Origin of the sequence: Hyphococcus sp., assembly GCF_041986965.1 — a bacterium.
GTDB lineage: Bacteria > Pseudomonadota > Alphaproteobacteria > Caulobacterales > Parvularculaceae > Hyphococcus.
Window position 1 is genome coordinate 1,636,132 of sequence record NZ_JBHIXB010000001.1, and the last position, 24,691, is coordinate 1,660,822.

The 24,691-nt window shown below is 55.5% G+C and carries 18 protein-coding genes; 11 read left to right on the top strand and 7 right to left on the bottom strand.

Features of this window, described 5'->3' with window-relative positions; translation table 11 throughout:
- Window positions 1-532 precede the first annotated feature (532 nt).
- The 4 genes from ACFC5L_RS08185 (at window position 533) to mobF (ending at window position 4,979) form a co-directional block, all read left to right on the top strand.
- A complete protein-coding gene (locus ACFC5L_RS08185; RefSeq protein WP_375204240.1) occupies window positions 533-1,315 on the top strand; it encodes a hypothetical protein in 783 nt (260 codons plus the stop codon).
- Window positions 1,316-1,460: 145 nt separating this feature from the next.
- On the top strand, window positions 1,461-1,730 hold the full coding sequence (locus ACFC5L_RS08190) for a helix-turn-helix transcriptional regulator (RefSeq protein ID WP_375204239.1): 270 nt from the start codon (window positions 1,461-1,463) through the stop codon (window positions 1,728-1,730).
- Window positions 1,723-2,040, top strand: coding sequence for a hypothetical protein (locus ACFC5L_RS08195; protein WP_375204238.1), 318 nt, complete (start codon window positions 1,723-1,725; stop codon window positions 2,038-2,040). The genes ACFC5L_RS08190 and ACFC5L_RS08195 overlap by 8 nt, the downstream gene beginning before the upstream one ends.
- The gene (gene mobF, locus ACFC5L_RS08200) at window positions 2,037-4,979 is read left to right on the top strand and encodes a MobF family relaxase (protein ID WP_375204237.1); all 2,943 of its coding nucleotides are present in this window, start codon (window positions 2,037-2,039) and stop codon (window positions 4,977-4,979) included. The genes ACFC5L_RS08195 and mobF overlap by 4 nt, the downstream gene beginning before the upstream one ends.
- 909 nt (window positions 4,980-5,888) lie before the next feature.
- Here mobF and ACFC5L_RS08205 read toward each other — a convergent pair.
- Both ACFC5L_RS08205 and ACFC5L_RS08210 read right to left on the bottom strand, forming a co-directional pair.
- Complete coding sequence (locus tag ACFC5L_RS08205) at window positions 5,889-8,822, bottom strand: M16 family metallopeptidase (protein WP_375204236.1); 2,934 nt, start codon at window positions 8,820-8,822, stop codon at window positions 5,889-5,891.
- Window positions 8,823-9,177: 355 nt separating this feature from the next.
- A complete protein-coding gene (locus ACFC5L_RS08210; protein WP_375204235.1) occupies window positions 9,178-9,618 on the bottom strand; it encodes a DUF6491 family protein in 441 nt (146 codons plus the stop codon).
- Between the two features lie 346 nt (window positions 9,619-9,964).
- Here ACFC5L_RS08210 and ACFC5L_RS08215 point away from each other — a divergent pair, with 346 nt between their 5' ends.
- From ACFC5L_RS08215 to ACFC5L_RS08230, 4 genes are all read left to right on the top strand, one after another.
- Window positions 9,965-10,585 carry an RNA polymerase sigma factor gene (locus ACFC5L_RS08215; protein ID WP_375204234.1) on the top strand — a complete coding sequence of 207 codons (621 nt, stop codon included), beginning with the start codon at window positions 9,965-9,967 and terminating at the stop codon, window positions 10,583-10,585.
- Window positions 10,582-11,682: a FecR family protein gene (locus ACFC5L_RS08220; protein ID WP_375204233.1), complete on the top strand. Its 1,101-nt coding sequence runs from the start codon at window positions 10,582-10,584 to the stop codon at window positions 11,680-11,682. The genes ACFC5L_RS08215 and ACFC5L_RS08220 overlap by 4 nt, the downstream gene beginning before the upstream one ends.
- Window positions 11,683-11,861: 179 nt before the next feature.
- The gene (locus tag ACFC5L_RS08225) at window positions 11,862-15,476 is read left to right on the top strand and encodes a TonB-dependent receptor (RefSeq protein WP_375204232.1); all 3,615 of its coding nucleotides are present in this window, start codon (window positions 11,862-11,864) and stop codon (window positions 15,474-15,476) included.
- A gap of 83 nt (window positions 15,477-15,559) precedes the next feature.
- Window positions 15,560-17,890: a zinc-dependent metalloprotease gene (locus ACFC5L_RS08230; protein WP_375204231.1), complete on the top strand. Its 2,331-nt coding sequence runs from the start codon at window positions 15,560-15,562 to the stop codon at window positions 17,888-17,890.
- A gap of 358 nt (window positions 17,891-18,248) precedes the next feature.
- Here ACFC5L_RS08230 and ACFC5L_RS08235 read toward each other — a convergent pair whose 3' ends face one another.
- Together ACFC5L_RS08235 and ACFC5L_RS08240 are read right to left on the bottom strand one after the other, a co-directional pair.
- Window positions 18,249-18,965 carry a helix-turn-helix domain-containing protein gene (locus ACFC5L_RS08235; RefSeq protein WP_375204230.1) on the bottom strand — a complete coding sequence of 239 codons (717 nt, stop codon included), beginning with the start codon at window positions 18,963-18,965 and terminating at the stop codon, window positions 18,249-18,251.
- Between the two features lie 87 nt (window positions 18,966-19,052).
- The gene (locus ACFC5L_RS08240; RefSeq protein ID WP_375204229.1) at window positions 19,053-19,244 is read right to left on the bottom strand and encodes a hypothetical protein; all 192 of its coding nucleotides are present in this window, start codon (window positions 19,242-19,244) and stop codon (window positions 19,053-19,055) included.
- Between the two features lie 400 nt (window positions 19,245-19,644).
- Here ACFC5L_RS08240 and ACFC5L_RS08245 point away from each other — a divergent pair, with 400 nt between their 5' ends.
- Window positions 19,645-20,253 carry a sce7726 family protein gene (locus tag ACFC5L_RS08245; RefSeq protein ID WP_375204228.1) on the top strand — a complete coding sequence of 203 codons (609 nt, stop codon included), beginning with the start codon at window positions 19,645-19,647 and terminating at the stop codon, window positions 20,251-20,253.
- Here ACFC5L_RS08245 and ACFC5L_RS08250 read toward each other — a convergent pair.
- From ACFC5L_RS08250 to ACFC5L_RS08260, 3 genes are read right to left on the bottom strand one after another with little or no spacing between them, the layout of a single operon-like run.
- Window positions 20,207-21,292 carry a beta family protein gene (locus ACFC5L_RS08250; protein ID WP_375204227.1) on the bottom strand — a complete coding sequence of 362 codons (1,086 nt, stop codon included), beginning with the start codon at window positions 21,290-21,292 and terminating at the stop codon, window positions 20,207-20,209. The two genes, ACFC5L_RS08245 and ACFC5L_RS08250, sit on opposite strands and share 47 nt — an antisense overlap.
- A complete protein-coding gene (locus tag ACFC5L_RS08255) occupies window positions 21,279-22,556 on the bottom strand; it encodes an ImmA/IrrE family metallo-endopeptidase (RefSeq protein WP_375204226.1) in 1,278 nt (425 codons plus the stop codon). Before ACFC5L_RS08255 ends, ACFC5L_RS08250 begins: the two co-directional genes overlap by 14 nt.
- Before the next feature lie 11 nt (window positions 22,557-22,567).
- Window positions 22,568-23,068 (bottom strand): DUF6932 family protein, encoded by a 501-nt coding sequence (locus ACFC5L_RS08260; protein WP_375204225.1) that lies wholly within the window; start codon window positions 23,066-23,068, stop codon window positions 22,568-22,570.
- Between the two features lie 135 nt (window positions 23,069-23,203).
- On the opposite strand from ACFC5L_RS08260, the gene ACFC5L_RS08265 reads away from it, so the two are divergent.
- Together ACFC5L_RS08265 and ACFC5L_RS08270 are read left to right on the top strand one after the other, a co-directional pair.
- Window positions 23,204-23,821 (top strand): type IV toxin-antitoxin system AbiEi family antitoxin domain-containing protein, encoded by a 618-nt coding sequence (locus ACFC5L_RS08265; RefSeq protein ID WP_375204224.1) that lies wholly within the window; start codon window positions 23,204-23,206, stop codon window positions 23,819-23,821.
- Window positions 23,814-24,689: a nucleotidyl transferase AbiEii/AbiGii toxin family protein gene (locus ACFC5L_RS08270; RefSeq protein ID WP_375204223.1), complete on the top strand. Its 876-nt coding sequence runs from the start codon at window positions 23,814-23,816 to the stop codon at window positions 24,687-24,689. Before ACFC5L_RS08265 ends, ACFC5L_RS08270 begins: the two co-directional genes overlap by 8 nt.
- Window positions 24,690-24,691 lie beyond the last annotated feature (2 nt).

Genomic DNA, 24,691 nt, shown 5'->3' on the forward strand with positions numbered 1-24,691 from the left:
GGGTTGCAAATGCAACCCTGGCCTTCGCCGAGAACGGGGTGTGCAAGCGGAAGAGAGAAACCGGCGGCGGGCGCAGCCGGCCCCTATCGCTGGCGAGCCTCGGGAGACCGCCTGTTTCTCTTGAAGCGCGCCGAGGGGCTGGCCCCTAAGCAACTAAAACAATAAAGCCCGCCCCTGCGGAACGCAGTGGCAAGGACAAAATAGGCCCGGCCTCTGGCCGAAGGCCGGTGGTAACGGGCCGTTACCCCGCGAGGGATCGAAGCCGGATGGCCGAGACCGCGTAAGCGGGCTCGGTTTACGAGAGCCCGGTCCGGCTGAAGCCGGGCGCGCAACACGGCTCGGAATACCATCGCCTGAACTATAGCGAAAAATCCTTCTAAAAATTTCGAAGAATATCCAACGTTAGACAACGCCATACAACGCCAGACAACGCCAGACAATCTCAGGCGCTCATTGCACGATCACTGCACATTGACACGGCTCGTCCAGCTGCCAATCTGTATTGTTCGTGCCAAGAGTAAGGAGTGAGATCATGTCAGAATCCGCAGCAGCAGACGGCCCGCAATATCTTGCACTGAAGCGCGCCGCAGAGCTTATCGCAAGCGAGGATGCGTTTCTCACCGCCGATCAGATGTTGGAACGGCTCAAGCAGGCAGTATTTTGCGGTGAGTTCGATGCGCCGGTTCGTGAGCGAACCAAGCCAGGTCGCGAATACTTACGGATTGCGGTCGTCATTCCGAAATGCGAAATGACCGAGATTGAGCGCGCACTGAAAACGCGCGTAACTCGCTATTACGAGATGAACCGGGACTCCATCGCCAGCGTCATTTATTGCGAGGGCGGTCTTCCGGGCGAACAGGGCCTTCTCCATCAATGGATATATGATCCTGCTCAAAGGAGCGAGGTATTCAACCACCTCACGGCAACCCCATTGTCGGATTTCCCCGAGACCGGCCGGAGAATGATAGGGGATATAAGGATTTCGCGGACGCGCATCGCCAAATGGCTGGCGATAAACGGCTATCCGGCGCCGCCAATTCTCAGGGAGCTAGGCGATATCCGTCTAACGATTGAAGGCGCCGCGACTGAAATACCCGAGACCATCATACGGAAGAAAGAACAGGGCCGTCCCGAGCTGCCCGGCTGGCGGATCGTGCGCGAGCACATTGTCATATTACGCGACGCCGATCCCGAGAAACCGTATAAGGTTCTCGCCCATGAGGCGCGCCAGGAAGCGTTGAAGCACTGCGACGAACTCGATGTGCCCTCAGAGAACACCATTCTTCGCCGCATGAAGGAAATCCTCAACAACTAGCCTTGTAGTTCGTTTTTGCGAACATTGGCGCGAATGGCGCCAAACCGGCGCAACTCTGCGGTGTTTTGAGGAAATGAAACTGCTTTTTCGCCGATCATTCCAGTGATTGGCTTTGGACGTTCTTCCTTCGTGAACGGAGCGTCCCATGCTGAAACTTCCTCCATCCCTTCCGTCGCTCGAAACCATCCTGTCGGACAATCCCGGCTGGCTCGAAGAAGCGATCGATACGAAAGCCGCGAGCAAGCTGACAGGCGTTCCCGTGCAAACGCTGGAAACCTGGCGCTCGCGCGGCGGCGGCCCGAGTTTTGTCAAGCTCGGAAGCAAAACCGTGCGCTATCCGCGGCGCGAACTCCTGAGCTGGATGCGCTCGAAGGTCTGCGCATCGACCGCCGATGCGGAAAAGTCCCGTGCCTGACCCCGCGCGGCCGCTCAGCTTGCGACTGCCCGCAAACGCCCACGAGGCGCTGAAAGCGCGCGCCTACACAGTCAACGGCACGCCCGCAGGCGTCGCGCGGGATCTGATCCTGAAAGGCTTGTCCGGCGCCGATTTCGAGGGAATCGCCGAGCGACTTCGGACCATGGACCGGCGTCTCGCCGCTCACGAGGGCAAGGCCGAGGAAGCCCTTCAATCGATGAACCGGCTTCTCGCGATGTTCGAAGCGCTGCTCGATGCGCTGACCGACAAACAAACTGAAGATTCAGGAATCCAGGAGCCCGACCGATGAACATAGCCCGCATGTTGATTCTCGCCGCCGTGTTTTGCTTCGCAATCGCTGTGGCCATTTATAAATTCGCTCTTGGCGATGCATTCCCCGTGATGGCGGCGACGCAGAACGGCCCTTATCCCGTGCCTGCCGATCACATGCGCCAGTGTCTGCATGACAGGGCGCTAAGCCTTTTCGGCGACAAGGCCGCGCAATATTACTGGAACGATTGCAAGGTGCATTTCGCGCGATACCGCGCGCTCGGCGCGCTCGAATTCCGCATCAACGCGCTGCTGGCGTTCTCAGGCTTGAGCCTTCTTTCGCTCTTCGCCTTCGCCATCGCGTCGCGCCTGAGGCAACCGGCCGCGAAAGTGGTTTGGGGCCCGGTGCGGTATGCAGGCGCGAACGCCAAACGGGCCATCAAGAGGGCTCTTCGAAAAGAATGCGAACTCTCCGGAGAAGGGCTCGATCTAGCGCGGGGCCTGCCCATGAGTCGAGACCGGGAATCCCGGCATTTTCTCGTTACGGGCAGCGTCGGCGCCGGCAAAACGCAGATCATGCTGGGCCTGATCCTTGGCGCCATTAAGCGCGGCGACGGCGTCATCGTGCTCGATGTGAAGGGCGACATGACCGCATCGCTCCCCGGCGATCCGGTCCTGATCGCGCCTCAGGACGCGCGGTCCGCCGTATGGGATGTGGCGAGCGACTGCCGCACGAAGCAGGACGCGCGCGAGCTTGCCGCGCGCATCATTCCGGCAAGTTCCGATCCCATGTGGGCGGATGCCGCTCGCGAGATTTTCGTCGCCTGCGCCGTCCATCTGCAGCAAACGAAGGGTGCAAACTGGACCTGGCGCGACCTTCAGGAGACCGCGACGCTTAGCGCCGACAAGCTTCTGGAGATCGCCACGCGCAGTCATCCGAACGCAACCCGCAGCCTCGAACATCCAGAATCGAAGACGACGCAAGGCATCCTTTCGACCTTCCAGTCGCATATGAACGTGGTCGCAACGCTGGCCGACGCCTGGGAGGAAAACGAAAACCAGCGTTTTTCCGTGTCGCGTTGGCTCGAAAATCCGGCGCCGTTCCGCCCCGTAATCCTGCAGCAGGACGGACGCTATCCGAAGCTTTCGGCGGCGTGGATGGGCGGGCTGATCTCGCTTCTCGCCTCGGCCGTGGGGAGCCCCGCGCTTGAGGAATCGAAGCACCGCCGCATCTGGCTTTTCCTCGATGAATTCCCGCAATTGCCCCGGCTCGACCAGTTTTCGACGCTCATCGATCTCGGCCGGTCTAAGGGCATTATCACCGTGATCGGCGCCCAGGACATCGCGCAATTGCGCGAAACCTACGGCCGCAATCGCGGCGACGGCTGGATGAGCATGATCGGCACGCAGATCGTCGGGCGCCTCAATTTATCCCACGCCGCGAAGGAAATTTCGGAGCTGATCGGCTTTCAGGAAGTGGAAAAAACCGTCAAGAGCCGCACGCAGACCCCGAACGGAATGAGCGTCACCTGGCGCAAGGACCGCGAGCGGCGCCTCGTCGTTTCGCCGTCTGAACTCTCTACCCGGCTCGGGCCGACACGAAAGGGCGTGAAGGCGCTCATCCTTGGCGTCGGAGAGGACATTTTCGAGCTGACTTTCCCTTACATTACGCTCGAAAAACTGCGCCCTTCATCCGTCCCGGCGCGCTGGACAAGGGCCGCTTCAAAGCCACCCAAGACGAATGAAGAGCCGCCGGAACCCGATCCCGACGCGCCCTCGAAGGGTCCGAAAAGGGATTTCCGGCGCGCGCGCCGAAGCGATCCGGAAGCTCAAATCCTGATGGTCGCGACCATCTCTGCAAGGGGCGGCGCGAAGGCGGCGCTCGCCTATTACAGCCATCTCGGCGCCGACAATTACTACGCCCGTGAGGGCGAGCCGCCGGGCCGCTGGGCCGGCCGCGGCGCCGACCAGCTCTCTCTTGAAGGCCCGGTCACAAGACATGAATTCGAGGCGGCCCTGATGGGCCGCGACCCCAAATCCGGGCTCGACCTTGTCGCCCGCGGCGGGCGCGAGAACACCCATTCCGCCGGCTGGGACATGACGTTCTCGGCGCCCAAATCCGTCTCCGTCCTGTGGGCGCTTTCGTCAGAACAGGACCGTCAGATCATCGAAGCCGCGCAGCGAAACGCGGTCCTGAAGGCCACAAAATATCTCGAACAGAACGCCGCCTGGGCCCGCAGAGGCAAGGGCGGGCGCATTCGCGAACGCACGGCCGGCCTCCTCACGGCGCAGTTCGATCACCACACGAGCCGCGATCTTGACCCGCAGATTCACACCCATACTTTCATCTTCAACCTGGCGCCGCGCCGCGACGGAAGCTGGGGCGCGATCCTCAGCAAGGAACTCTATCTCGCCCAGAAACAGGCCGGCCTTGAATACCGGAACGAGTTCGCAAAAGGCCTCGAACGCGAAGGCATCGCGCTTGAAAGAACCGCTGAAAATTTCCGCGTGGCGGCGATCCCGCGCGATGTCGAACAAGCCTTTTCCAAACGTCGCGAGGCCATTACGGAAGCCGCAAAAGCGCATGGCTATTCGACCCCGCGCGGCATGGAATTGGCGACGCTGCGAACCCGACGGGCGAAAGAAAAAACCGAGACGAGAGTGCTGTTTTCAGCGTGGCGGGAGGAAGCAAAAACGCTCGGATTTGTGTTGAAGCAAGATCAGATTCGCGCGCCCTCATCCGCACTGGAGCGGCCGGCGCTTGATCAAAAACCAATGAATCGGGAGCTGAATCCCGCGCAAAATCGAGCCTTCGAACATACAAAAAAACGTCAGTCGAGCGCGAAAATTGCGGCGCAACTGGCGCAGATCGCGCGCCAGATTCAGCTAATCATGGGGCCCGCACAGCACGGCGGATCGTCGCGCGGACCGGACCTGAAACAGCGCAACCGCGCCATGGATCGCGAGCCCGAACGTTAGAGCGCGCAAACGAGGACAAACATGCGCAAGGATTGAAAATGCGTAATCGCGTGTACGGAGGAAAAGAGACAACGCGATCAGCGTCATAAGACAGGCCGCATGCGCCGGGGTAATCGACGTGGCGCTACTCTGTGTACGGCCTTGCTGAAAGTTTCAGTCCGGAGATTCAAATGCTTATGGTCAGGCGGGCGCCAGCCCGTCCGCACCGCAGGTGCATTAGGGTGTGCAATAGCCATTTGCAATAGCCATTTTTCCATTCTCAACCTCGTTTATCCTTCGAACTTTTTGCGCCGATCTTAACGCAACCTGACCTTGCTGAATTTGCGTAAAGCCGAGCATTTTACGCTTTCTAATACTAGCTCCCCGAGCATCGATCCAAGTCTCCCGTGCCCCCGATGAATTCGGCAAGGGCACAAACTCGTCAAACACGGCATATTCCGAAACGCTCGTGCCCTCGAAACCACCATGGCGCCCGTTCTTCTGCGTCCGAGTCAGGACTCGCCGCCAGCATGACGGCGACGGCCTTGCGAACCTCGTCTGCGGTGCCATACTAGATCCACGCCCCGTGCAGGCATACGTTATTGTAGATCGCAAGGCACGCCACTTAGATTCGCGACCTATCCGCCGCGAGCGTCGCGGCAGAAGTTGCAGGCGAGGGGGGCTCTTATGGCGCTCTCCTACTCCGGCCCGGTCCGTTCTTTCCCCACAGGCAAGCGGGCGCCGGCCGTCGGCAGCGCCTTCCTGGGGAGCGATATTCTGACTTTCGGAAAAACGTAGGAGGGATAACGCTGGGTCCGCGAGATTGTCTCAGCCCAGGTTGAGTTTATGGAGCCGGCGCCGGGCCGCTTCAGAATGAGGGAAAACTGCGGGGGGCGTTTTCGCGCCGAAATCAGCATGACCCCGCCGCAACTATTCTGCCGCGATCGGCGCGCCGCTTGCGTCGATTTCGATGATGCGGCGGCCAAAGCCTTTGAGATCCTCAAGGATGAGGTCGCGATCCCCGACAATGACGACGATCATGTCGTCCGTATTGAGATATTGCCGGGCGAGGAATTTGACGTCCGCTAGCGTCATGGCGTTAAGCGCCGCGCGCTGATCGTCGACGAAATCCGGCTCCAGATCGAAGGTGAGCATGTTCGACAGGAAGCCGATTTTCTTGCCCGGCGTCTCATAGGCTAGGGCCTCGCGCTGAACGATCGAGTTCTTGGCGAAGACGAGTTCTTCGTCCGTGGCGCCGTCTTCGCGATAGGCGTCTATTTCCCTGAAGAACTCTGTAAGCGCAGGGCCGGTCGCATTGGCGCGCACTGCGGCGCTAGCTGTGAAGGCTCCCGCATAGTCGTTGGCGCCGAAGCCGCTGCGCGCGCCGTAAGTATAGCCTTTGTCCTCGCGTAGGTTCTGATTGATGCGGCTGTTGAACGAGCCGCCAAGCGGGAAGTTCATGATGTTCGCTTTGAAATATTCGCCGGCGGTGTCCCAGAGCATGGCTCGGCGCGCAATGCGGATCTCCGACTGCGCCGCGTCTGGCTTGTCGATGAGATAGATAGCGTTGGTTTCGAGCGCGGGGAACGCATGGATCTCAGCGCGTTTTGCATCGCCCGCCTTCCATTGCGCGAAAGCCGAGAACTCGCTGATCACTTTTGTTTGCGGCAGGTCCGAGACGACAACGATCTGAGCCTTCGCTTTTTGAACTTTCTCTTCATAAAAAGCTTTGACGTCGTCCAGCGTGATGGCGCTGATCGTGTCGGCGGTTCCCATATCCGCATTCGCGAAAGCGTTGTCGCCGCCATAAATGAGGAGACGGCGCACGTCATCGGCAAGCGCGCCCGGGTTCTTTTCCTTCTGGGCGATGGCCTGCAGGAACTGGTCCTTGACGCGATAGAAGTCGTCCTCATTGAACGCAGGCGAGAACAGTTTCGCGGCGGCGATGTCGAGTGTGTCGGACAGATTATCCGTAAGCGTTGACACAACGAGGCTTGCATAATCGTCACCGGCGCCGATCGAGACGCCGGAGCCGAGGCGTTGCAGCCTGTCGCTCAACTCCTCCTTGCTGGCGCCGGTGGTCGCTTCATCGAGCATGGCGAATGTGAGCGCCGTCAGCCCGAGCTTGTCGAGCGGCTCCTCGCGCTGACCGATATGGATCTGCAATTGCAGCGCCGTCGTCGGCGTTTCATTGTTTTCAGCCCCGAGAACCGCGATGCCGTTCGGCGTCGTGTCGCGCCAGATCGGCGGTGTGTGGATTTCGGGCGCGGGTCCAACCGGCGGCTTCTCCCCGCGATCGAAATCATCCGTCGCCGTCCTGAACTCGAGATCATTCTCCGAGAGCGGCTGATATACAGGGAGGGTGCGCGGCGTGTAGGTCCAGTTGTCGGGCTTGGCGGGCGCGAGCGCTTTGCCTTTCGGCAGAACGCTTAGGATGACGCCCGGCTTGCCTTTGAGATATTTCTCATACGCGGCCATCACGTCTTCGGCTGTTACCGTCTCATATCGTGCGATGTCTTCCGTCGAGAGATTGGGATTGGCGAAAAAGGTCTGATAGGCGGCGAGCTGCGAGACCTTGCCGGAAACGCTCTCGAGGCTGAAGACCTTGCCCGCGACAATGCGCATTTTGAACCGGTCGATATCGGCGTCCGAGACGCCGCGCTCTTCGAATTCCTCGAACGTCTCGCGGATGATACGTTCGAGATCGGCGAGGCTCGCGCCGCCATTGGGGTTTGGCAGCGCATTCACCGTGAATGTGCAGCCAAGCTCCTGGCAGCCATGGCCGGCCTGCGCCTGCACAGCAAGGCCGTTCTTGACGAGGTTTTTGTAAAGGAGCGACGTATCCCCGGTGCCGATGATCGACATCAACACGTCAAGCGGCGCTTCGTCTTTGTCCATGAGTGTGGTTGTCGGCCAGGACATGACTATAAGCGGCAGGGCGACATTGTCCTCGTAGGAAAGATAGCGGTTCTTGTTGATCGTAAATGTCGGCGCTTCGGGCTCGCCCACTTCAGGTCCGCGTGGGATCGATCCGAAATACTTTGCGACCCAGCTTAGCGCCTGGTCGCGGTCGAAATCGCCGCCGATAGTTAGAGCGGCGTTGTTCGGCCCGTACCAGCGTAGGAAGAAGTCTTTGAGGTCGTTGACGTCGACCCGGTCGAGGTCCTCCATATAGCCGATGGTTTGCCAGGAATAGGGATGACCTTCCGGGTAGAGCGCTTCATTCAGCTTTTCGCCTACAAGCCCATAAGGCTGGTTGTCTATATGCTGGCCGCGCTCGTTCTTGACCGTCGCGCGCTGGATTTCGAATTTCCGTTGGGTGACGGCGGGCAGAAGGAAGCCCATGCGATCGGCTTCGAGCCACAACATGCGTTCGAGCTGGTTGTTGGGCACTGTCTCGAAATAATTGGTCCGGTCGGTATTGGTGGTGCCGTTCAGCGTACCTCCGGCGTCGGTGATCAGCCCGAAATGCTCTTCATCGGCGACATTCTCGGAGCCGTTGAACATCATGTGCTCGAAGAAATGCGCAAAGCCTGACTTGCCGATGTCCTCGCGCGCGGAGCCGACATGATAGGTGACGTCTACATGAACGAGGGGATCGGAATGGTCTTCATGAAGAATCACGGTGAGCCCGTTGTCGAGCGCGTATTTTTCATAAGGAATGACGAAGTCGTCGCCTTCCCCGCGCGTCACCTTTTCGATGAAGCGCACGCCGTCGACTTTGGACGCCGTCATTGCGCTTTCCGCCGCGGCCGCCGCTGCTTTGGGCGTCGATGCTTGCTCATTATTGCATGCCGAAAGTACGGCGAGGCTTGCTGCGGCGAGGAGAGCGATTTTGGTCAGCTTCAACATCGTCTGTTTCATTGTCATCATTCCGGTCACAAACTTGAAAAAGAAGCAGCGCGGGAACACGGCGTCCCGCGCTGCTTCAGGCGAATAGGTGGAACGCTGCTCCGGTCCAGAGGGCGCTTTACCGAAACGGCGCGCGGCGCATTGAGGATCGCCTCACGCACGCGCGTTCCATTTGATAAGACGCAGAGCGGCGACCATGCCGCCACTCAGAAGCGCTCATTTGATCGTGTTTTTCAAACGGTTGGCCGATAGGGGACAGGCGCGCAAGCGCGCATTAACGCTGCATTCAGAGGCGTTGCGCGTGTATCCATCGCAAGCCGCGCGGGCGGCGCGCAATTCTGCTGATCTATGCGGAGTGAAGGGGCGATTATTGCGTATTTTTGTTCGTCGCCTGTCGCGGCGCAGCGAGCGCGATCATTTCTTCGTTTTGCGCCGGCAGCCATTCATAGACCCGGTTCACTAGGCAGCGATCCGGCCGGTCGGCAGGTTCGCCGGAACGGGGGAACTGCGTATCGTATACGAGAAGCCGCGAGCCGCGCTTCAGACACATGCTGGGGTCGTCGATTTTGAGGCCTTCAACGGCTCTCATATTGGGGCAGTAGCCGGTCTCGACGAGATAGGACTCGCTCGGGCTGCGGCGCAGGATGACCGCGTTGCTCCCCGCTTCGTAGAATCCGGAGAGCCCGCCGGTGAAACATACGGTGTCGATTTCTTCGCCGCGGCGCCCCGCATCTTCCGGTCCGCCGGACGAGCCGGTTGCGCATGCAGTGAGCGCAAGTGAAGCGAGCAATAAAAATCTTGGTTTCATAGAAAATCCCCGCGCCGGCTTGCGCCGCCGCGCCCTCTTGGGCATCCCGTATGGTTTATGACGCTCTGGAGCGGAAATTCCGCCAGACCGGCGAAATTAGAGGGCTGTGTGGGGCACCGATAGGTCGCTGCAAAATGCCTGCATACCTTTGACGCCTGGGGCCCCGGGCGCCGCCAGTCGATGTTGAAAGTTTTTTCAGCCGGCCCTGCGTTCCCGGCGCCACATCTGGACGGGCTTTCAAAAAAACGTCATCCTAAGCCTTGCCGGCGGGTAAAAAATCCTAAGCAAAAACAGGGGAATGGCGCGCCGGGCGTGGTTTGATGGGGCGTGACGGAGCCTGCAGGATATGGCCGACCAGGACGAAAAAAAAGAAAGGACCGACGGGGGGAGCGGCTGGTTCCTGGCCCATGTCCACCGGCATTCCGCGGCCCTGAAACGCTATCTTCTGCAATTGTCGCGCTCGCCGCATGAGGCCGAAGAAATCGAGCAGGAAGCCTATCTCCGAGTCTACGAAGCCCAGCGCGGCCAGGACATCGAGAACCCTCGCGCATTCCTCTTTCGCACCGCTCACAATCTCTTCATTCAGCGCTACCGGAAAAACCGCAATTCGCCGATCGAGGCAGTGGAGGATGTGGACGCCTTAAGCGTCAAGGATATGTGCGCCGCGGCGGATGATCTGCTGGTGGCGCGCGAGCGGCTCGGGGCGCTCGCGGAAGCGATCGATCGATTGCCGCCGCAGGCGCGCCGCGTCTTTATCATGCGGAAAGTCTACAACCTTTCCCATAAGGAGATTTCGGACGTGCTTGGCATCGCCCCCAGCACCATAGAAAAACATGTCGGCCGCGGCATTGTCGCGTGCCGGGACTTTCTTACGCGCCATGACGCCGGCGAGAATGTGCATGACGACGGTTATGACGACAGGGATTCAGCATCGTCGGGTGCAGATAAACGCGGAGGCCGCTCATGACGGCGTCCGATCGCGATAACCGCGTGCACCATCTTAAGGATCGGACTGCGCTCGAAGAAGAGGCCGCTCAATGGGTCTGGCGCCTTGATGCGGAAGACGCCGGGCCGGAGCTGCGCGCGGAATTCAATGCATGGCTGAAAAAAGATCCGCGCCATGCACGCGCCGTCGAAGAGTTCAAAAAGGTCTGGGGCCGGCTCGATGAGCTCGCCGTTCTGAAGCAGGACGCAAAACTGAAAACGGTCAAGCGCGGCGTTGATGAAGAAGAACGCCAGCGTCTTGTTCCGGTCCCGCTCGGCGTGCTGCGCTATGGCGCAATCGCCGCGTCGCTGATTTTGGCGGTAGCGCTGACATTATTTATCGCAACGCCGCGCAATGCGCCCCATCCGCCAACGAGCTATGCGACGGCCGTCGGCCAGCAGCGCACCATCGAACTGGCGGACGGGTCCGTCATCGAGCTCAATACGAATTCGATCGTCGATGTCGAATATGCGGACAATAAACGCCTGGTGCGGCTCTCCAAGGGCGAGGCGCATTTCAAGGTGGCGAAGAATCCCGACCGGCCTTTCATCGCAATGGCGGGCGATACCGCGGTTCGCGCCGTCGGCACCGCCTTCAATGTTCGCTTGACGCCGGATGCGCCGGTCGAAGTGCTCGTCACCGAAGGCAAGGTCGAGGTGACGAAGAAAGATATGCCGGCGCCCCGGCCAGCAACGGCGCACAAACCAGAAGTTGTTGAAAAACCGAAACCGCTCGCCACGGTTTATCTGGAGGCCGGTCAACGGCTCGGCGCCGACATGACGGAGCCGGAGAAAGTTACGTCTGTTTCCGAAGCCGCAATCGACCGGGAGCTCGCCTGGCGGCGCGGCATGCTGATTTTTGAGGGCGAGCCGCTGGAAAATGTTGTGTCTGAACTCAGCCGGTATTCCGAAGCGCGCTTTATCATCGTTGATGATTCAATCCGGGATCGGCGCGTCGGGGGGTATTTCAGGACCGATGATGTCGAGAGTCTCTTGAGTGTCTTGGAACATGGCCTCTCCATCGAGGTCGATCGCGAGGGCGATGGACTGATTATGCTGCGTGACGCTTCGCACGGTTAGTGCTGATCGCAACTTCGCGCGGCAATTCAGTGCGTGGCTAATTTGCAACAGGGATTTCCGTGGGCGAATAATTTGAAGTTTTTTTGAAATCCGATTGGCGGCGCAAAGGAGCTGAGGCGTCGGTGGATTGAAGGGCTGCACGCAAGGGAGCGGCCGGAGGGGAACGAAGGAGTCAATCCATGACCAAATCCGCCAATAACTTCAAAGGGGATCACGCGCAAATCGAGCGCCGCAAGACGCGTTATCTGGCAGGCGCGTCGCTTGCCGCAATGCTCGTGTCCGCAACTGCGCCAGCATTGGCGGAAGAGAAAAAGTTTGACATCGACGCAGGGCCGGCGGCGAAAGCGCTGAATGCCTTCGCCAAACAGGCCGATGCTTCGGTGGTTTTCGCTTATGACGCTGTCGAAGGTTACAAAACGAACGGTCTCGAAGGCGAATTCGAGCCGGATGTCGCGCTCGGTAAGCTGATTGACGGCACCGGCCTTTCTGTATTCGCTGGCGAAGGCGGCGCATTTGCTGTTCGCGCAAATGCAAGGCAGGCCGATCTCGGCGGTGTCATTACGGTGGCGCAGACAGAAAACGCGACGCAAGGCATGTCGGTCGAACCACGCGCGACGGGCCCGTCCGGCGACGGCGCGCCGGTCACGGTAACCGGCGGCGTCAAGGACGAGCGCACCGGCGGCAACCTTAAAGGCGCGCTTGTCGAGATCGAGGAGACCGGTCAGTCCACATCGACTGACGATTTGGGTAACTTTCGATTTCCGAGCGTTCGCCCTGGCTCTTACACTTTGCGGATTTCTTATCTCGGGTATCGCGATGTTGTGGCGGCGATCGACGTCGCACCGGGACGGCGCTTCGACCAAAGTTTCGCGATGAAAGGCGGTTCGGGCGACGATGTTGTTGTCGTTTATGGCAGTAGATCTGCGCGGGCGCAGGCGCTCAACCAAGAGCGAACGGCGGAGAATGTCTCGACGGTGATATCGGGAGATCTGCTCGGTAATTTTACGGGGACGACATTGTCGGAATCGCTCCGCCGTGCGCCCGGTGTAATTTTCGAACGTGATGCGCAGACGGGCGACGGCGCGAACATCATCGTGCGAGGGTTGGAGCCCGATTTGAACACGGTGAAGCTGAATGGCGTCGAATTACCGGAGGGAAGCGGCACTGGACGCTCGGCCAGTTTAAGCAATGTGCTGACCGAATCCATATCCAAGGTCACGATTTCGAAAACGCTGATGCCCAATCAGGACAGTTCAGGCACGGGCGCTCTCATCGAGATCGAGACCAAAACGCCGCTGGACCGGCCTAGACGATATGCCTCCTTTACGCTGGAAGGCGCAAAGCGGGCGAATGACTTTAATGAATCGTTTCTGGCTGCAGGCACAGTTTCGGGCACCTTCGGAAGAGAGGATCAGTTTGGACTATCGGCATCAGTCCAATATCGCGATCGCGACGTTAGCAAAGTGCGCCTTTCTACCGACCTGAGATTTGGTCAATATCTCCCGCTGCACGCGGACGGTTCGCCTGTAACCTCAGTTTCACAAATTGATCCACGCACTCCTTTTCCTTATGAAGGCGCCGCTGCCGCAGTTTATGCCGACGGATTTAGTGTAAATCTTGATGACGCGGAGACAAAAAATCTTGCGCTGACTATTTCCGGAGCATGGCGGATTAGCGATCACACAGAATTATCATTTGATTTTCAAAGGCTGGATCAAGATGATGTTACAGTTTGGCGGCAATCGAGTTTGTCTTCATCGAATTCATATAGTGTGCGACCGGTTCTGGCGTTGGGAGGAGAGGCACGCTCGGCCCTGGGCTGGAATGGATCAGTTTACGGCGGTTCATTGTACGCTCTTCGAAATGAAGAAAAGCTGACAGATGTCTACAGTTTTCGAGGGCAATCGGAAGTTGATAAGTGGCGGTTCACATATGCAGCCGGTTATGCGAATGGACGCAGAACAAATCCTGAAAGAACTCTCACTACGTCGTTTCCTAATCAGGTTCTAGATTCGAGCTATGTTGCTTCTTCAGCAACGGATACTGTTGAGGGGCGCATTTTATCACTTTTTGCTCCGCGAACCGCTGGTGAGGGAGGATTGCCGGATCTTCTTTTGTCGGAAGCTGGATTCGATTACTTTCAAAACCCGGATAACACTGCATTCAGCAGTGTTGCTGAAACGACATTTTGGGGGCGCAATGAGAAATTTAGTGGTGAAGCTAGCGTGCGTCGTGACTTCGAAAATGGATATCTCGACTATCTAGACTTCGGTGCCAGTTATGAGGTGTCCAAATTCTCCAATGGATATCCCGGTTCGGTGAGTTATGCAGGCGTGAGGATGCCTCCGTTGTTTTCCTTTCCTTCGCTTAGTGATGTCGGCCTTGGGTTTTCTGAAGGCAGTCTGTCTTCCATTGGGATTGACTCTCCAGTAAGCCTCATCAGCAAAGAGGACTTGATAGGTTTTATCGATGCTGTCCCAGACTTGGAATTGGTATGTGATCCTTCTTCAGTATCGGGATGTCCAACGGGGGCGCTGATTTATAAAAGCGTTTTTGACCGTGATCCAAGACTCTCGGAGGCTTTCACAAAGGAGAATGAGTTCGCGGCGTATATTCAGGGCAAAGTCGATGTCGGAAAATTCGAATTCATTGGCGGCGTGCGAATGTCGCGGGTGGAACTCGAGGCTACAAACCTGAACAGCCCGAACATATATGAGGCCGGCGGCTATGATATCGCCTTCCGAGAATCCAATATTAGGCTTGTGTCAGAGAAAGCGACTCAGACCGAGTACCTGCCGCGTATGCTTATCAACTATCGTCAAAGTGATAATTTAATTTTCCGCGCCGGATATTATATGTCCATTGCACGACCGCAGGTGTCACTCCTTTCAAGTGAGCCAACCGTGCTTCTTTTTTTATTGCCTTTTTTTGGTCCGAACGGAGATCAACCGCAGCTTTTCGTGAGCAAAGGAAACCCAGACCTTAAATCCGCGCGAACTCATAGCCTGGATTTCAGCGCGGAATATTATGACAGAGATATCGGCGTTTTAAAAATTGGTGCTTTCTACAAAAATATCTCCAATCTTCTGGAAAGCAATGTAACTTCAGGCGAAGCGGTATTGGATCAGGTACGAGAAATTCTACCCGACGATCCCAGGTTCCAGGATGTGCTGGACAATCCGCAAGATTACGACCTTATCTTGCAAGTTCCTGCGAATAACCCGGATAGCGCTAAAATCTGGGGGATTGAGACCTCTATCGAAAAACAGCTCACCTTCCTGCCTGGTTTCTGGGGCGGGTTTGGGGTTTATGCCAATTACACATTTACTGACAGTTCGAAGAACCAGCCAATCAACTGGTCGCAGCGTCCGGTTTTAGACGGAGACGGTAATGTCAGCGGATTTGAGTCGGCTGATATCACCGTCCCGAATGTTGCCTTTAACGGGCAAGCTAAGCATTCCGGGACGGCCGGACTAACTTATAACAAATACGGGATTGACGCTAACCTTGCCTATACCAAGCAGGCGCGCCGGCAACTTAGCTTCGAGAAAAACAATTTGAGCCGCTACGAGGAAGCCTATGGAACACTCGATTTGCGACTCGAATATCGATTCGATCAGAGTTTTGGAGATTTTCGCATTTATCTGGAGGGTGCGGATCTGTTGCACGGCGCTAATGACCCCAGCATTTCACAATCTGTTGGCGCGGATGATGGTTATACGTCGAAATATATTCGCTTGGAAAACTATTTCGGCGGCCGCCAATTTCGGATTGGCGTTACGGGCGCCTTTTAGTCTTTAATTTGAAAAAAGTTTAGCATGCGTTTTGCCGCCGGCGATCTTGCGTCGGCGGCGGACTGGCAAGCGTGGGTGATAATATGAAACGTAAGATCGTGGTCGTGCTTCTTGCGATTTCCATTCTAACAAGTATGACAATAGAGGCCGGGGCGATCAGTGGTTCCGGCGAGGAAGATGCAACTGCATTTGCTGCTCGCCTCGAAAAAGACCGCGTGATCTTAACGGTACCACCTGCCGAACTGGATAAAGATTTCCTCGTCGTAAGAGCAGGGATTGGCCAAAAGCTTGTGCGCTGGGTTCGCGAGGGCGACAAAATATTACTCATTGCGCCGATAGTTGAGAAATCGATTGGTCGTGACGCCCACGTCGGCGTTAAACTCAGAAATGACCTTTTTGATGCATGGCGGCCTTCCATATTGGCGACCTTTCCGATCCGTACGAAGAGTAAAAAAATTGGATACGAGATCGATGTAACGGACCTTTTCTTGAAACGGATTGAAGGGTTGCCTTCTATAGAAGGCGTGATCGATTACGACAAATGCAGGGTAAACAAAGTTTTTTCTTACAAAGGGTTGGTTGAAATACGCGCGACGATGACGCGTTCAGCAGCAGGTCTTATAAAATATGACCGGGACCGCTACGAAGAGGAACCGCTTACCATATCTGCATTTTGGAGTTTTCTGAAATTGCCGGAAACGCACATGCGACCCCGGCTATACGATACACGCATGGGATTTTTTTCCGATGCGTGGGACTTGAGAAGTCCTGTGTCTCCAGCTGGGATTGCGAGATGGCGGCTGGAAAAGAAAGATTCCGGACAAAGTCTAAGCGAGCCAAAAAAGCCGATTGTATTCTATTTCGCAGAGAATACCCCCGCATGGATGAAGCCTTGGCTAAAGGCTGGAATTGAATCCTGGCGAAAAGGATTTGAGGCTGCGGGGTTTAAAGACGCGGTGATCGTGCGGGATACGCCTGATAACGATGCAGAATTTGACGGGCGCAGTATGCGTTACTCCGTTGTAAAAGTCAGGAATAGAGAACAGTTCTGGCGATATCGGGACCCACATGATGAAGCGAGCGGTGGTGGAACCGTGGATGTGGTTATCGATCCACGCAGCGGAGAAATCTTGAAAGCAGATATTATTGTAACTGCGCCACACGAATTGATGCAAAATCTTTATTTTGCCTTGTGTGGTGTTTTGGATTCCAGGGCGCGACGCGCGCCTTTTCCCGAATCATTGGAGGGAGCGTTCTTGCAAAACACCGCCGCCCATGAATCGGGGCATGCGTTTGGTATCATCGATGGAAATTATGGTGAATTTGTCTACCCGACGGAAAAATTGCGCGATAAAGAATGGCTATCGCGTATGGGCTTTACCCCAAGCGTGATGAATTACTCGCGCTGTAATTATGTTGCACAGCCGCAAGATAAGATTCCGGCTGAATACCTGCTTCCCAGAGTGGGTCCGGCCGATATTCACATGATCAAATGGGCCTATACACAGTTTATTGAAGCGGATAGCTGGCAGGATGAGTCGCCGTTTCTTGAGGCGATTATCAAAGAAATGAAAGCCAAGCCATGGTATACTTATATTGAAGGTCGAAGAAGCAATATCCCGCAGCGATACCATAATGCCGTCGATAGCGATGATCCTGTTATGGCGACGAAGCTTGGCCTCAATAATCTGAAAAATGCAATCAACAGGCTGCCGGAGGCCACGCTGCATGAAGGGGGCGGGCAATTCCTCCTTGAGCAGATGTATTTTGACGCTACTGGCTATTGGGTGACCCTGATGAGTCACGTCGCGACTTTGGTCGGCGGTTATACGATCGCCCCCAAAAGCGCGACTGAGCCTGGTCCGGTCCACACCCCCATTCCGGCAGAACGACAGCGTGAAGCCATGGCCTATCTTGGCGAGGCGGCCTTTCAAACGCCTGCTTATTTGATAAATCCTGCAATCTCTAACCGATTTGAGCCCCCTCTAGGTAGCGTCGATCATGTTGTCGGCCTGCAATCCCGTGTTTTGAAGGGGCTTGTAAGATATGAGCGGTTGAAGGCTCTGGTTGAATTCGAGCTTTCCGCCCCAGCGAATGTCGATATTTACAGTCAGGAGGAATTTTTGACCGATGTTCGGCATGCGATCTGGTCGGAGCTCGGAGATGAAAATGCCGAAATTACGGCCTATCGCCAGCAGCTTCAAAAGGAGTACCTCGCGGTTCTTGATCAACTATTCAAATTCAGAACAGGGGACAAATCATATGCCGTGGTTGCGTCTGCCATTCATAGTGATCTCAAAAGCCTGCGCCATGATTTGGATCGTGCGTTGCAACAAGCGCGCGATCGGAAAAGACGTGACTACTTGGAATATGTCCTCGCTGAACTAGATTTGATCTTGGCTGCGAAGCGGTAGCACCACTAATCTAATCGGAAAAGCTTCGAGATCGTTCTCAGAACCGATTGCACCCCCAGGACACACACATGGCGATTCAGCTTCTCGAAGAAGCTGATTACGGAGCGCGGGCGTGCGCCATACCAAGTGAGGCGCCAACAATTTTCGTCGTTGCGTTTTTCGAAGTTTTTTAGCCCTTAGGGTGGGGCCAGGCCGAAGAGGGAGCGCGCTTTGCCCGTAACCGCCTGGCACGTGGCACATGGGATTTAAGGTGCAGCGCTCCGCTGGGTGGCACTCCTGGTGAGGCTCGTCCGAGCCCGCGTCCAGCCCTGAGCAGTCCGTCAACAGGAGAGCTTTAGTCGGACTCTAGTACACGGGTTCAAGTCATACGCACTTGGCGCGGAGCAATAATCAGCGCCTCGTCTTTGCCTCCGCCGCCAAAAGCCAAATAGCCAATCGTCCATTCAAACGGTTTGGTTTCCGGTCTCTGGCTGCTTCGAAATCGAACATCTCTTTGAGCTGCGAATATCGCGCCGCTTTGCTCGGTCAGTTCGTCGACAAGAGAATTGAGTTCTCGTTCCAAGGAGAGTTTGTCGGCTATGGACAACTCATCGGCGATGTCGCCAAAGTCGCGAAGCCAATCGGATATTGTTGCTGCGAGGTCTTCCAGCTCTTTGGGAAAATCATGACCAAAGTGAATACTGAGTCCCTGACAACCGCAGGCTAGATCGCACAAGGTGCGGGCGGATTTCGCCCGATGCGCATTCAGGCGAATGCAATCGGGATATGCCTCTTCCAGCTTTCTAAGTTCTTCTTTTTCTGCAAGAGCGGCCAAGTCAGACACAAAGCCGTTGATTACTTCCGCAGAGGCCGGGTTGTCGAAAACATCAATATTGTCATACCCCAATCCACGCGCCAAAGAGAGACGGGTCTGGCGGCTCACCGCGAGCCCTTTTTCGGCGCGTTGTACGGACCGAACGTCAATTCCTGCAGCGACCGCGACGGCCTCTTGTGATAGGTCTTGTGCGGTCCGGAGCGATTTAATCCATATTGCCAGCGACGAAGGCTTAATAAATTGGGGTTCAGCAACGGTCATTTAGGTCTCCTCGTTTTCCACGGAAGGTAGCCAACGAAGACCGCCTCGCGCCACGACAGCATCCCGACAGCCGCGACAAGGCGAGCGCTACTCAGCCGATTGCTTCTTACGCTCGTTGCCCCAATCGGCGATATCAGCGTTAGGAATGGGCATTCCGTCCGCGCCGACAAAATGATCGCCGCGCCAGGTCGCATCCCGCTTCACTTCACCGCTTTTGAGATAGACGTCCCAGATATCGCCGGTTCCTATTGTGTCTTGTTTTTTCAATAAATCAGCCATGCAATGCTCCTTGAATACAGCCAAAAATATAGGCTGTAGATGGGGTGCCTTCTCTGCGGTGCAAGCCCCTTTGTGGTTGCAGTTCGCCGCCTCGTTAGCGGCGTTTTTCCCGAAACGCGGGTCGGAGCCGGTCAGCTAGGTCAGCAGACCCTTTCTGGGCCTCAAATTTTCCCCAAAAGGCACAGTTTGGCCGTTCTTAGAGGCGGCGTTATGCTGAGATGAGGCAAATGGGCTTCTCGAAGCCTCAGACATTGCCGACATAATTGCGCATTGTCAGGCGCGACAGGGCTCAGCTTCGGGCGTTGCCGGGGGCGCCATTTCTTCTAGCGCTAACTTTTGCTGAATTGGACCTTGGTGCTGAATGGAAACTGAGCAATAGTGCCTCATTAGCCTCAACTCAATGTCTGATATGCCCGCTCCGGCCGCCACAAGTGACTCTGAAATTCGCCTTGCCCTTCATCGGCGGCGGCTGAACCGTCAAAGGCGGCAGCCGAATACGTTGGTTATTGATGAGCTAGGTTTGGCGCACGCCCAAAGCCGGATTGATATTGCGGTTATAAACGGGTGCGTCCACGGATATGAGATTAAGAGCGGCCAAGACGATCTGGTCCGACTAGAAAATCAATTGAGCATTTATCGCCGAACTCTGCAAAAATTGACCATTGTCGCAGATACGAAACATTTGCAATCCATCGCTGATTGTGTGCCGGAGTGGTGCGGTATAATCGAGGTGGAACGTGGGCCTCGCGGCGGCATAAGCTTTATTGCAATCAGGTCGGCGCAGTTCAATCCGGATGTTGAGCCGGCCATGTTGGCGCACCTTCTTTGGCGTCCGGAAGCGCTTGCTTTACTCAAACGCCATGGCTATCCGGCTAAGGAATTACGTCAACCGCGCAAACATTTGTACAAGCTGCTTTCTGAAACGCTAACGCCGCGCGAGATAACTGCCGCCATTCGTGAATTTATGCCACGCCGCCAAGCCTGGAAAGATCGTCTAGTACGCGCGTAATGTGGTGGTTAATTGTGATGTCTTTCCACCGCGTTTGATTGCTAGGGCCGACTTCGCGTTTCGCGCACTGCGCAATGTATTCGTCACCATTTGAATAATCGGCGCCGCAGAAAAAATCCTGTTTTACAAGCGCTGAACAATGGTCATGCATTTGTTCGGGATTGTCGCGGAAAGCGCCCCCCTTACGCACCCACCAGAAGTCCGGCGTCGTATAGACTACTTTGCCTGCAGACTTGATCTTTCGCATATCGAGCGGAACAAAATCGGGATGGACGATTGTATAGTCGCCGAAAACAGGCCGCCTAACGGCGTCGGGCAAATTTTCGAGAAAAGTTTTGTAAAAAAGCCAATCGTGCCGGACGATTGCGTCATGCCCCTTGGCAACGTCTTTGAACGAGTAAGGGATCGCGGTGCCCAAAACAACAAAATTACGAAAGCTGTTTAGGCTATCGACCTTTCCAAGTGAGGCAATGAGGGCCCCAGAGAATGTCGGATAGGGCTCAAAATTGGGAGCGCCTAGATCGACTATCAAGTCTACCTCGTCGATCTCTGCCCGAACAGCCTTCGCTAGGTTTCGAATGACTGCTGCAAGATTCGGCTTCATTAGGTCTTCGAGCTGAATCACGAAGGCGGCACCCTGGGTGTCTCTTTTTACGATCTGCGCTAACGAATTTATAGTTCCAGGCGCTGCACTTAACGGTATCGCGGGTACAGCGTTCGCTTCAAATGCGCGCAAACCATCGAATACATATGTAAGGATGTCGCGGCCATCGTCCATCGGCTTTTCAACTATGTTCTTATGAACTGAGATCCACCCAGGTCTTTTCCCCCATTTTGCCTTATATCGCGCAATGAATGGATGAACATGTTGCTGTACTGACTTTTTGGGCGCCCATATTTCAAAGTCGAACTCTACATCGGGAATAGTGATGAAGGGCACGGTTCTTAGCTTGGCGTCTGCATGCAGCCTCATGAGGGCTTGATATTCGCCCTGCCGCCAACGCAGGCCGGGAACATACATATCGTTAGTCAAGATCATCGATTTGTTCCTTTAACTGCTCTCGAACCCGACCTTGGCCTACGAGTTCATTAAGAATTGTGTAGTTGCCGCGTTCTTTTCGAATGCGTCCGGCAATAATACTGGGATCAATACCTAAATTTTCCGCATCTATGCGTACTGCTTCCTCAGATAGGGCAAAGCGCGAAAGACACTGATCCCACAAGTCGTCTGGAATCAACGTATTGAGAGCAAATCGATCCGCTTCCGCTTCTATTGAGTCATCGTTTGTGGCGCTCTCTTCGTCGAAGAAGTCATAGTGTAGTCCATCAAATAGGTGCAAAAAGACATGTCCAAGTTCATGAAGTAGGACAAACCAGAAATTATCCAATCGATCATATCTAAGGGTGAGGCCGATAACTGGTCGTTCATTTTCGCCAAGCATCGCGGCGCCGTCTAGATAAGACCCCGGTAAGTGCTTTTCGATGACAAGAACAATGCCTTTCTCGGCAAGCAACCGCTGCGCGCGCGCGGGGCCATCCTGGCGCTTGGTCAATTTCCTCAGTTCGATTGTCCATCGGTCGTTCAATTCGAAATCTGCGATTTCGCCATGCACGACCTTATTGCGCGCCCGTTCTAGGATGCGTGCTTGCCATGCAAGCAATGCATATTCATTCGGTACGTTGCCGCTACGCATTTTCTTTCGGTGAAAGGCGGTGGCGAATTGAGAGCCTGCGGCTTCTAGAAAATATTCTTTCGTTTTCTCTATAATGTTTGCATCACGAGGAACCGAAAACCATTTTCGCTTTATCATCTCTTTGTATGGCAGGCGAGCCCAAGCAATATCGTCAGCGTCAGCCCAGGCGAATATCGATCCACCGGTTTTGCCTGATGCCTGAAACGATCCTGACGTTTTCACGCCTAAAGCCCGCGAGACCTCAATGAGTCTTGCGAGACTTGCGCCCATATAATCGGTTGCTTCATACCGCTGAATTTGTTGTGGCTTCATGGAAAGCCGCTCCGCCAAATCACTTTGACTTATCCCGGCGGCGATTCGCGCCTGGACAAGAACGCGTGGTAATTCCTCTAACGCGTATGCTTTCGAGAATGAGATTTGCCCTGACTTTAGAAGTTCGTATTCGGATATCTCGGCTTCAATCTCAGCGATTTGGCTCTTTAATGCATTTAGTTCAGCTTGCTTTAGCCATAGCTTATCAGACTCGCTTTTTTGAGCCTCCGAGAGCGCGTCTTTGAGTTTTGCAAGCGCGGTTCGAGATACCTTGTACTGCTTTTCGCTGTAAATCATGGCTGCGTCCTTCATGACAGAATTGGATCTGTCGCAAGCGAAATTGAAACGATCCCTTTCTCCTTTCCGGTGAAACGATCAAATTGAAAAAAATCGACGAATGCTCGTCCAACATCGGCGCATATCATTGAGGAGGGGAAAAATTCGCCTTTGAATGTCGCTTTCTGTTGCGCTCTTCCGTTGTTGAAGTTGAGAAACACCGGGTTGAGCTTTTGACCATCAACCCCGGCTGGTTCCCAGCATGCGTCGTAGTCGTTTGGTCGAGGTTTGCCGGTCACATAACTTCCATCCAAATAGACCTGCCCACATCCTGCGGATCGCAATTGCCCGGCGGCGTCTACGAGGCCGTCGAATAACTGCCTGCGCCAAGAATTCGTCGCGAAGGCTGTTTCCACGTCTTCAAGGCTGCCGGGGTGAATGCCGGGGGGCAAAACCGTCCAGGGCGACCCTGACAAAGAGATAAGGGGCGGAATCATGATTACAACAATAATGTTGTAAAAGGAATTCGTCAACGATTATGGCTCCCGCTGGTCCTCCAGCGTTCCCGGCGGTGGGCGCCATGCCGCTTGATAGTGGAATGTTTAGCTTTTTTGTGTTACAAAACCTCGGACAAGAATGGTTTTTGTCCAAGGAAATGTAACAAATCGATGCCGCAGCGAGCGACAGAACATGACCAGCTTATGGCGTATATGGCCGAACACGCCATCGCCAGGGCCAGGGAGCTGAAAGAAATCGGCGTTTCCGCCACAGCCATATCGAGAGCTGTTGCGGACGGCGATATCCTGCGCCTGGGCCGCGGTCTCTACCAACTGCCGGACGCTGAGATTGACGCGAATGCAAGTCTTGCGGAAATCGCCAAGCGCGCGCCCAATGCGATTATATGTCTAATGTCGGCGCTGGCTTATCACGGACTGACCGATCAACTCCCCCGAAAAGTCTGGATCGCCATTGGCGCCAAAGACTGGGAGCCGAAGATTTCCTATCCAAAAATTCGAACGGTTCGATTTCGAGAGCCTTATCTGTCCGAAGGCGTCGAAACGCACAAGGTCACAGGCGCGACCGTTAAAATTTACTCTGCGGCGAAATCGATAGCGGACGCCTTCAGGAATCCAAAACTGGTTGATCGGTCGGTCGCCGTCGAATGCCTGAGAAATGCGCTCGATGAAAAAAACGCGCGGCCCGCCGAGCTTGCTGACGCCGCCAGAGCTTATGGCGCTTGGACGCAAATGCGTCCTTATCTGGAGGCGCTGACATCGAATGGCTAGGGAACCGAAAGACCTCGCAGCATCCGTGCGTCAACGCCTCCTCAATCTGGCGCGCGAAGAAGAACGGGTGTTTGACGTTGTTCTCGTCGCATTCGGATTGGAGCGTTTGATCTACAGGCTATCGATTTCCAAATATCGAAACGAATTCGTCTTAAAGGGCGGGATGCTCGTCACGCTCTGGACCGCCGATCCTGGGCGGTTTACGCGCGACGTCGATTTCTTGGCGTTCGGCGCTGAAGACGAAGACAAGCTCAAAGCCGCATTTGCGGAGATACTCACCATAGATGGCGGCGACGGGCTTGCATTCGACGCAGCGAACATCACAGCAGCGCCAATCCGTGAAGATCAGGTCTATGGCGGCATGCGTCTTAAAACGACCGCCTATCTCGGCAAGACGAAAATTCCAATCACGATTGATCTCGGGTTTGGCGACGCGCTGAGCGATCCGAAGCATGAGGTCGACTATGGATCGCTTCTCGATCTTCCGACGGCGACGATTAGAGCCTATTCGCCGGCGACGGTGATCGCCGAAAAACTGCAAGCAGTCGTCAATCTCGGCCTCGCCAATGGCCGGATGAAAGACTTTTATGATTTGTGGGCTGTGCCGAAGGCTGTCGAAATCGATGACAACGAACTGGCGCAATCAATCAAGGCGACATTTGAAATGCGTAGGACGGAAATACCCGTCGAACGCCCCGTTGGGCTTTCGCCTCAGTTTTTGACCGAGGAGAAGAAGATAACGCAATGGAACGCTTATGCGCAGTCCACGGAGCTTGAAGGCATCGCCTTGGATCGGGTGCTTCAGGAAATATGGGAGCGCATGGAAAAGGCTTGCGCGATTGCAGCTAATTTCGCAGCGAAAGATTGAGA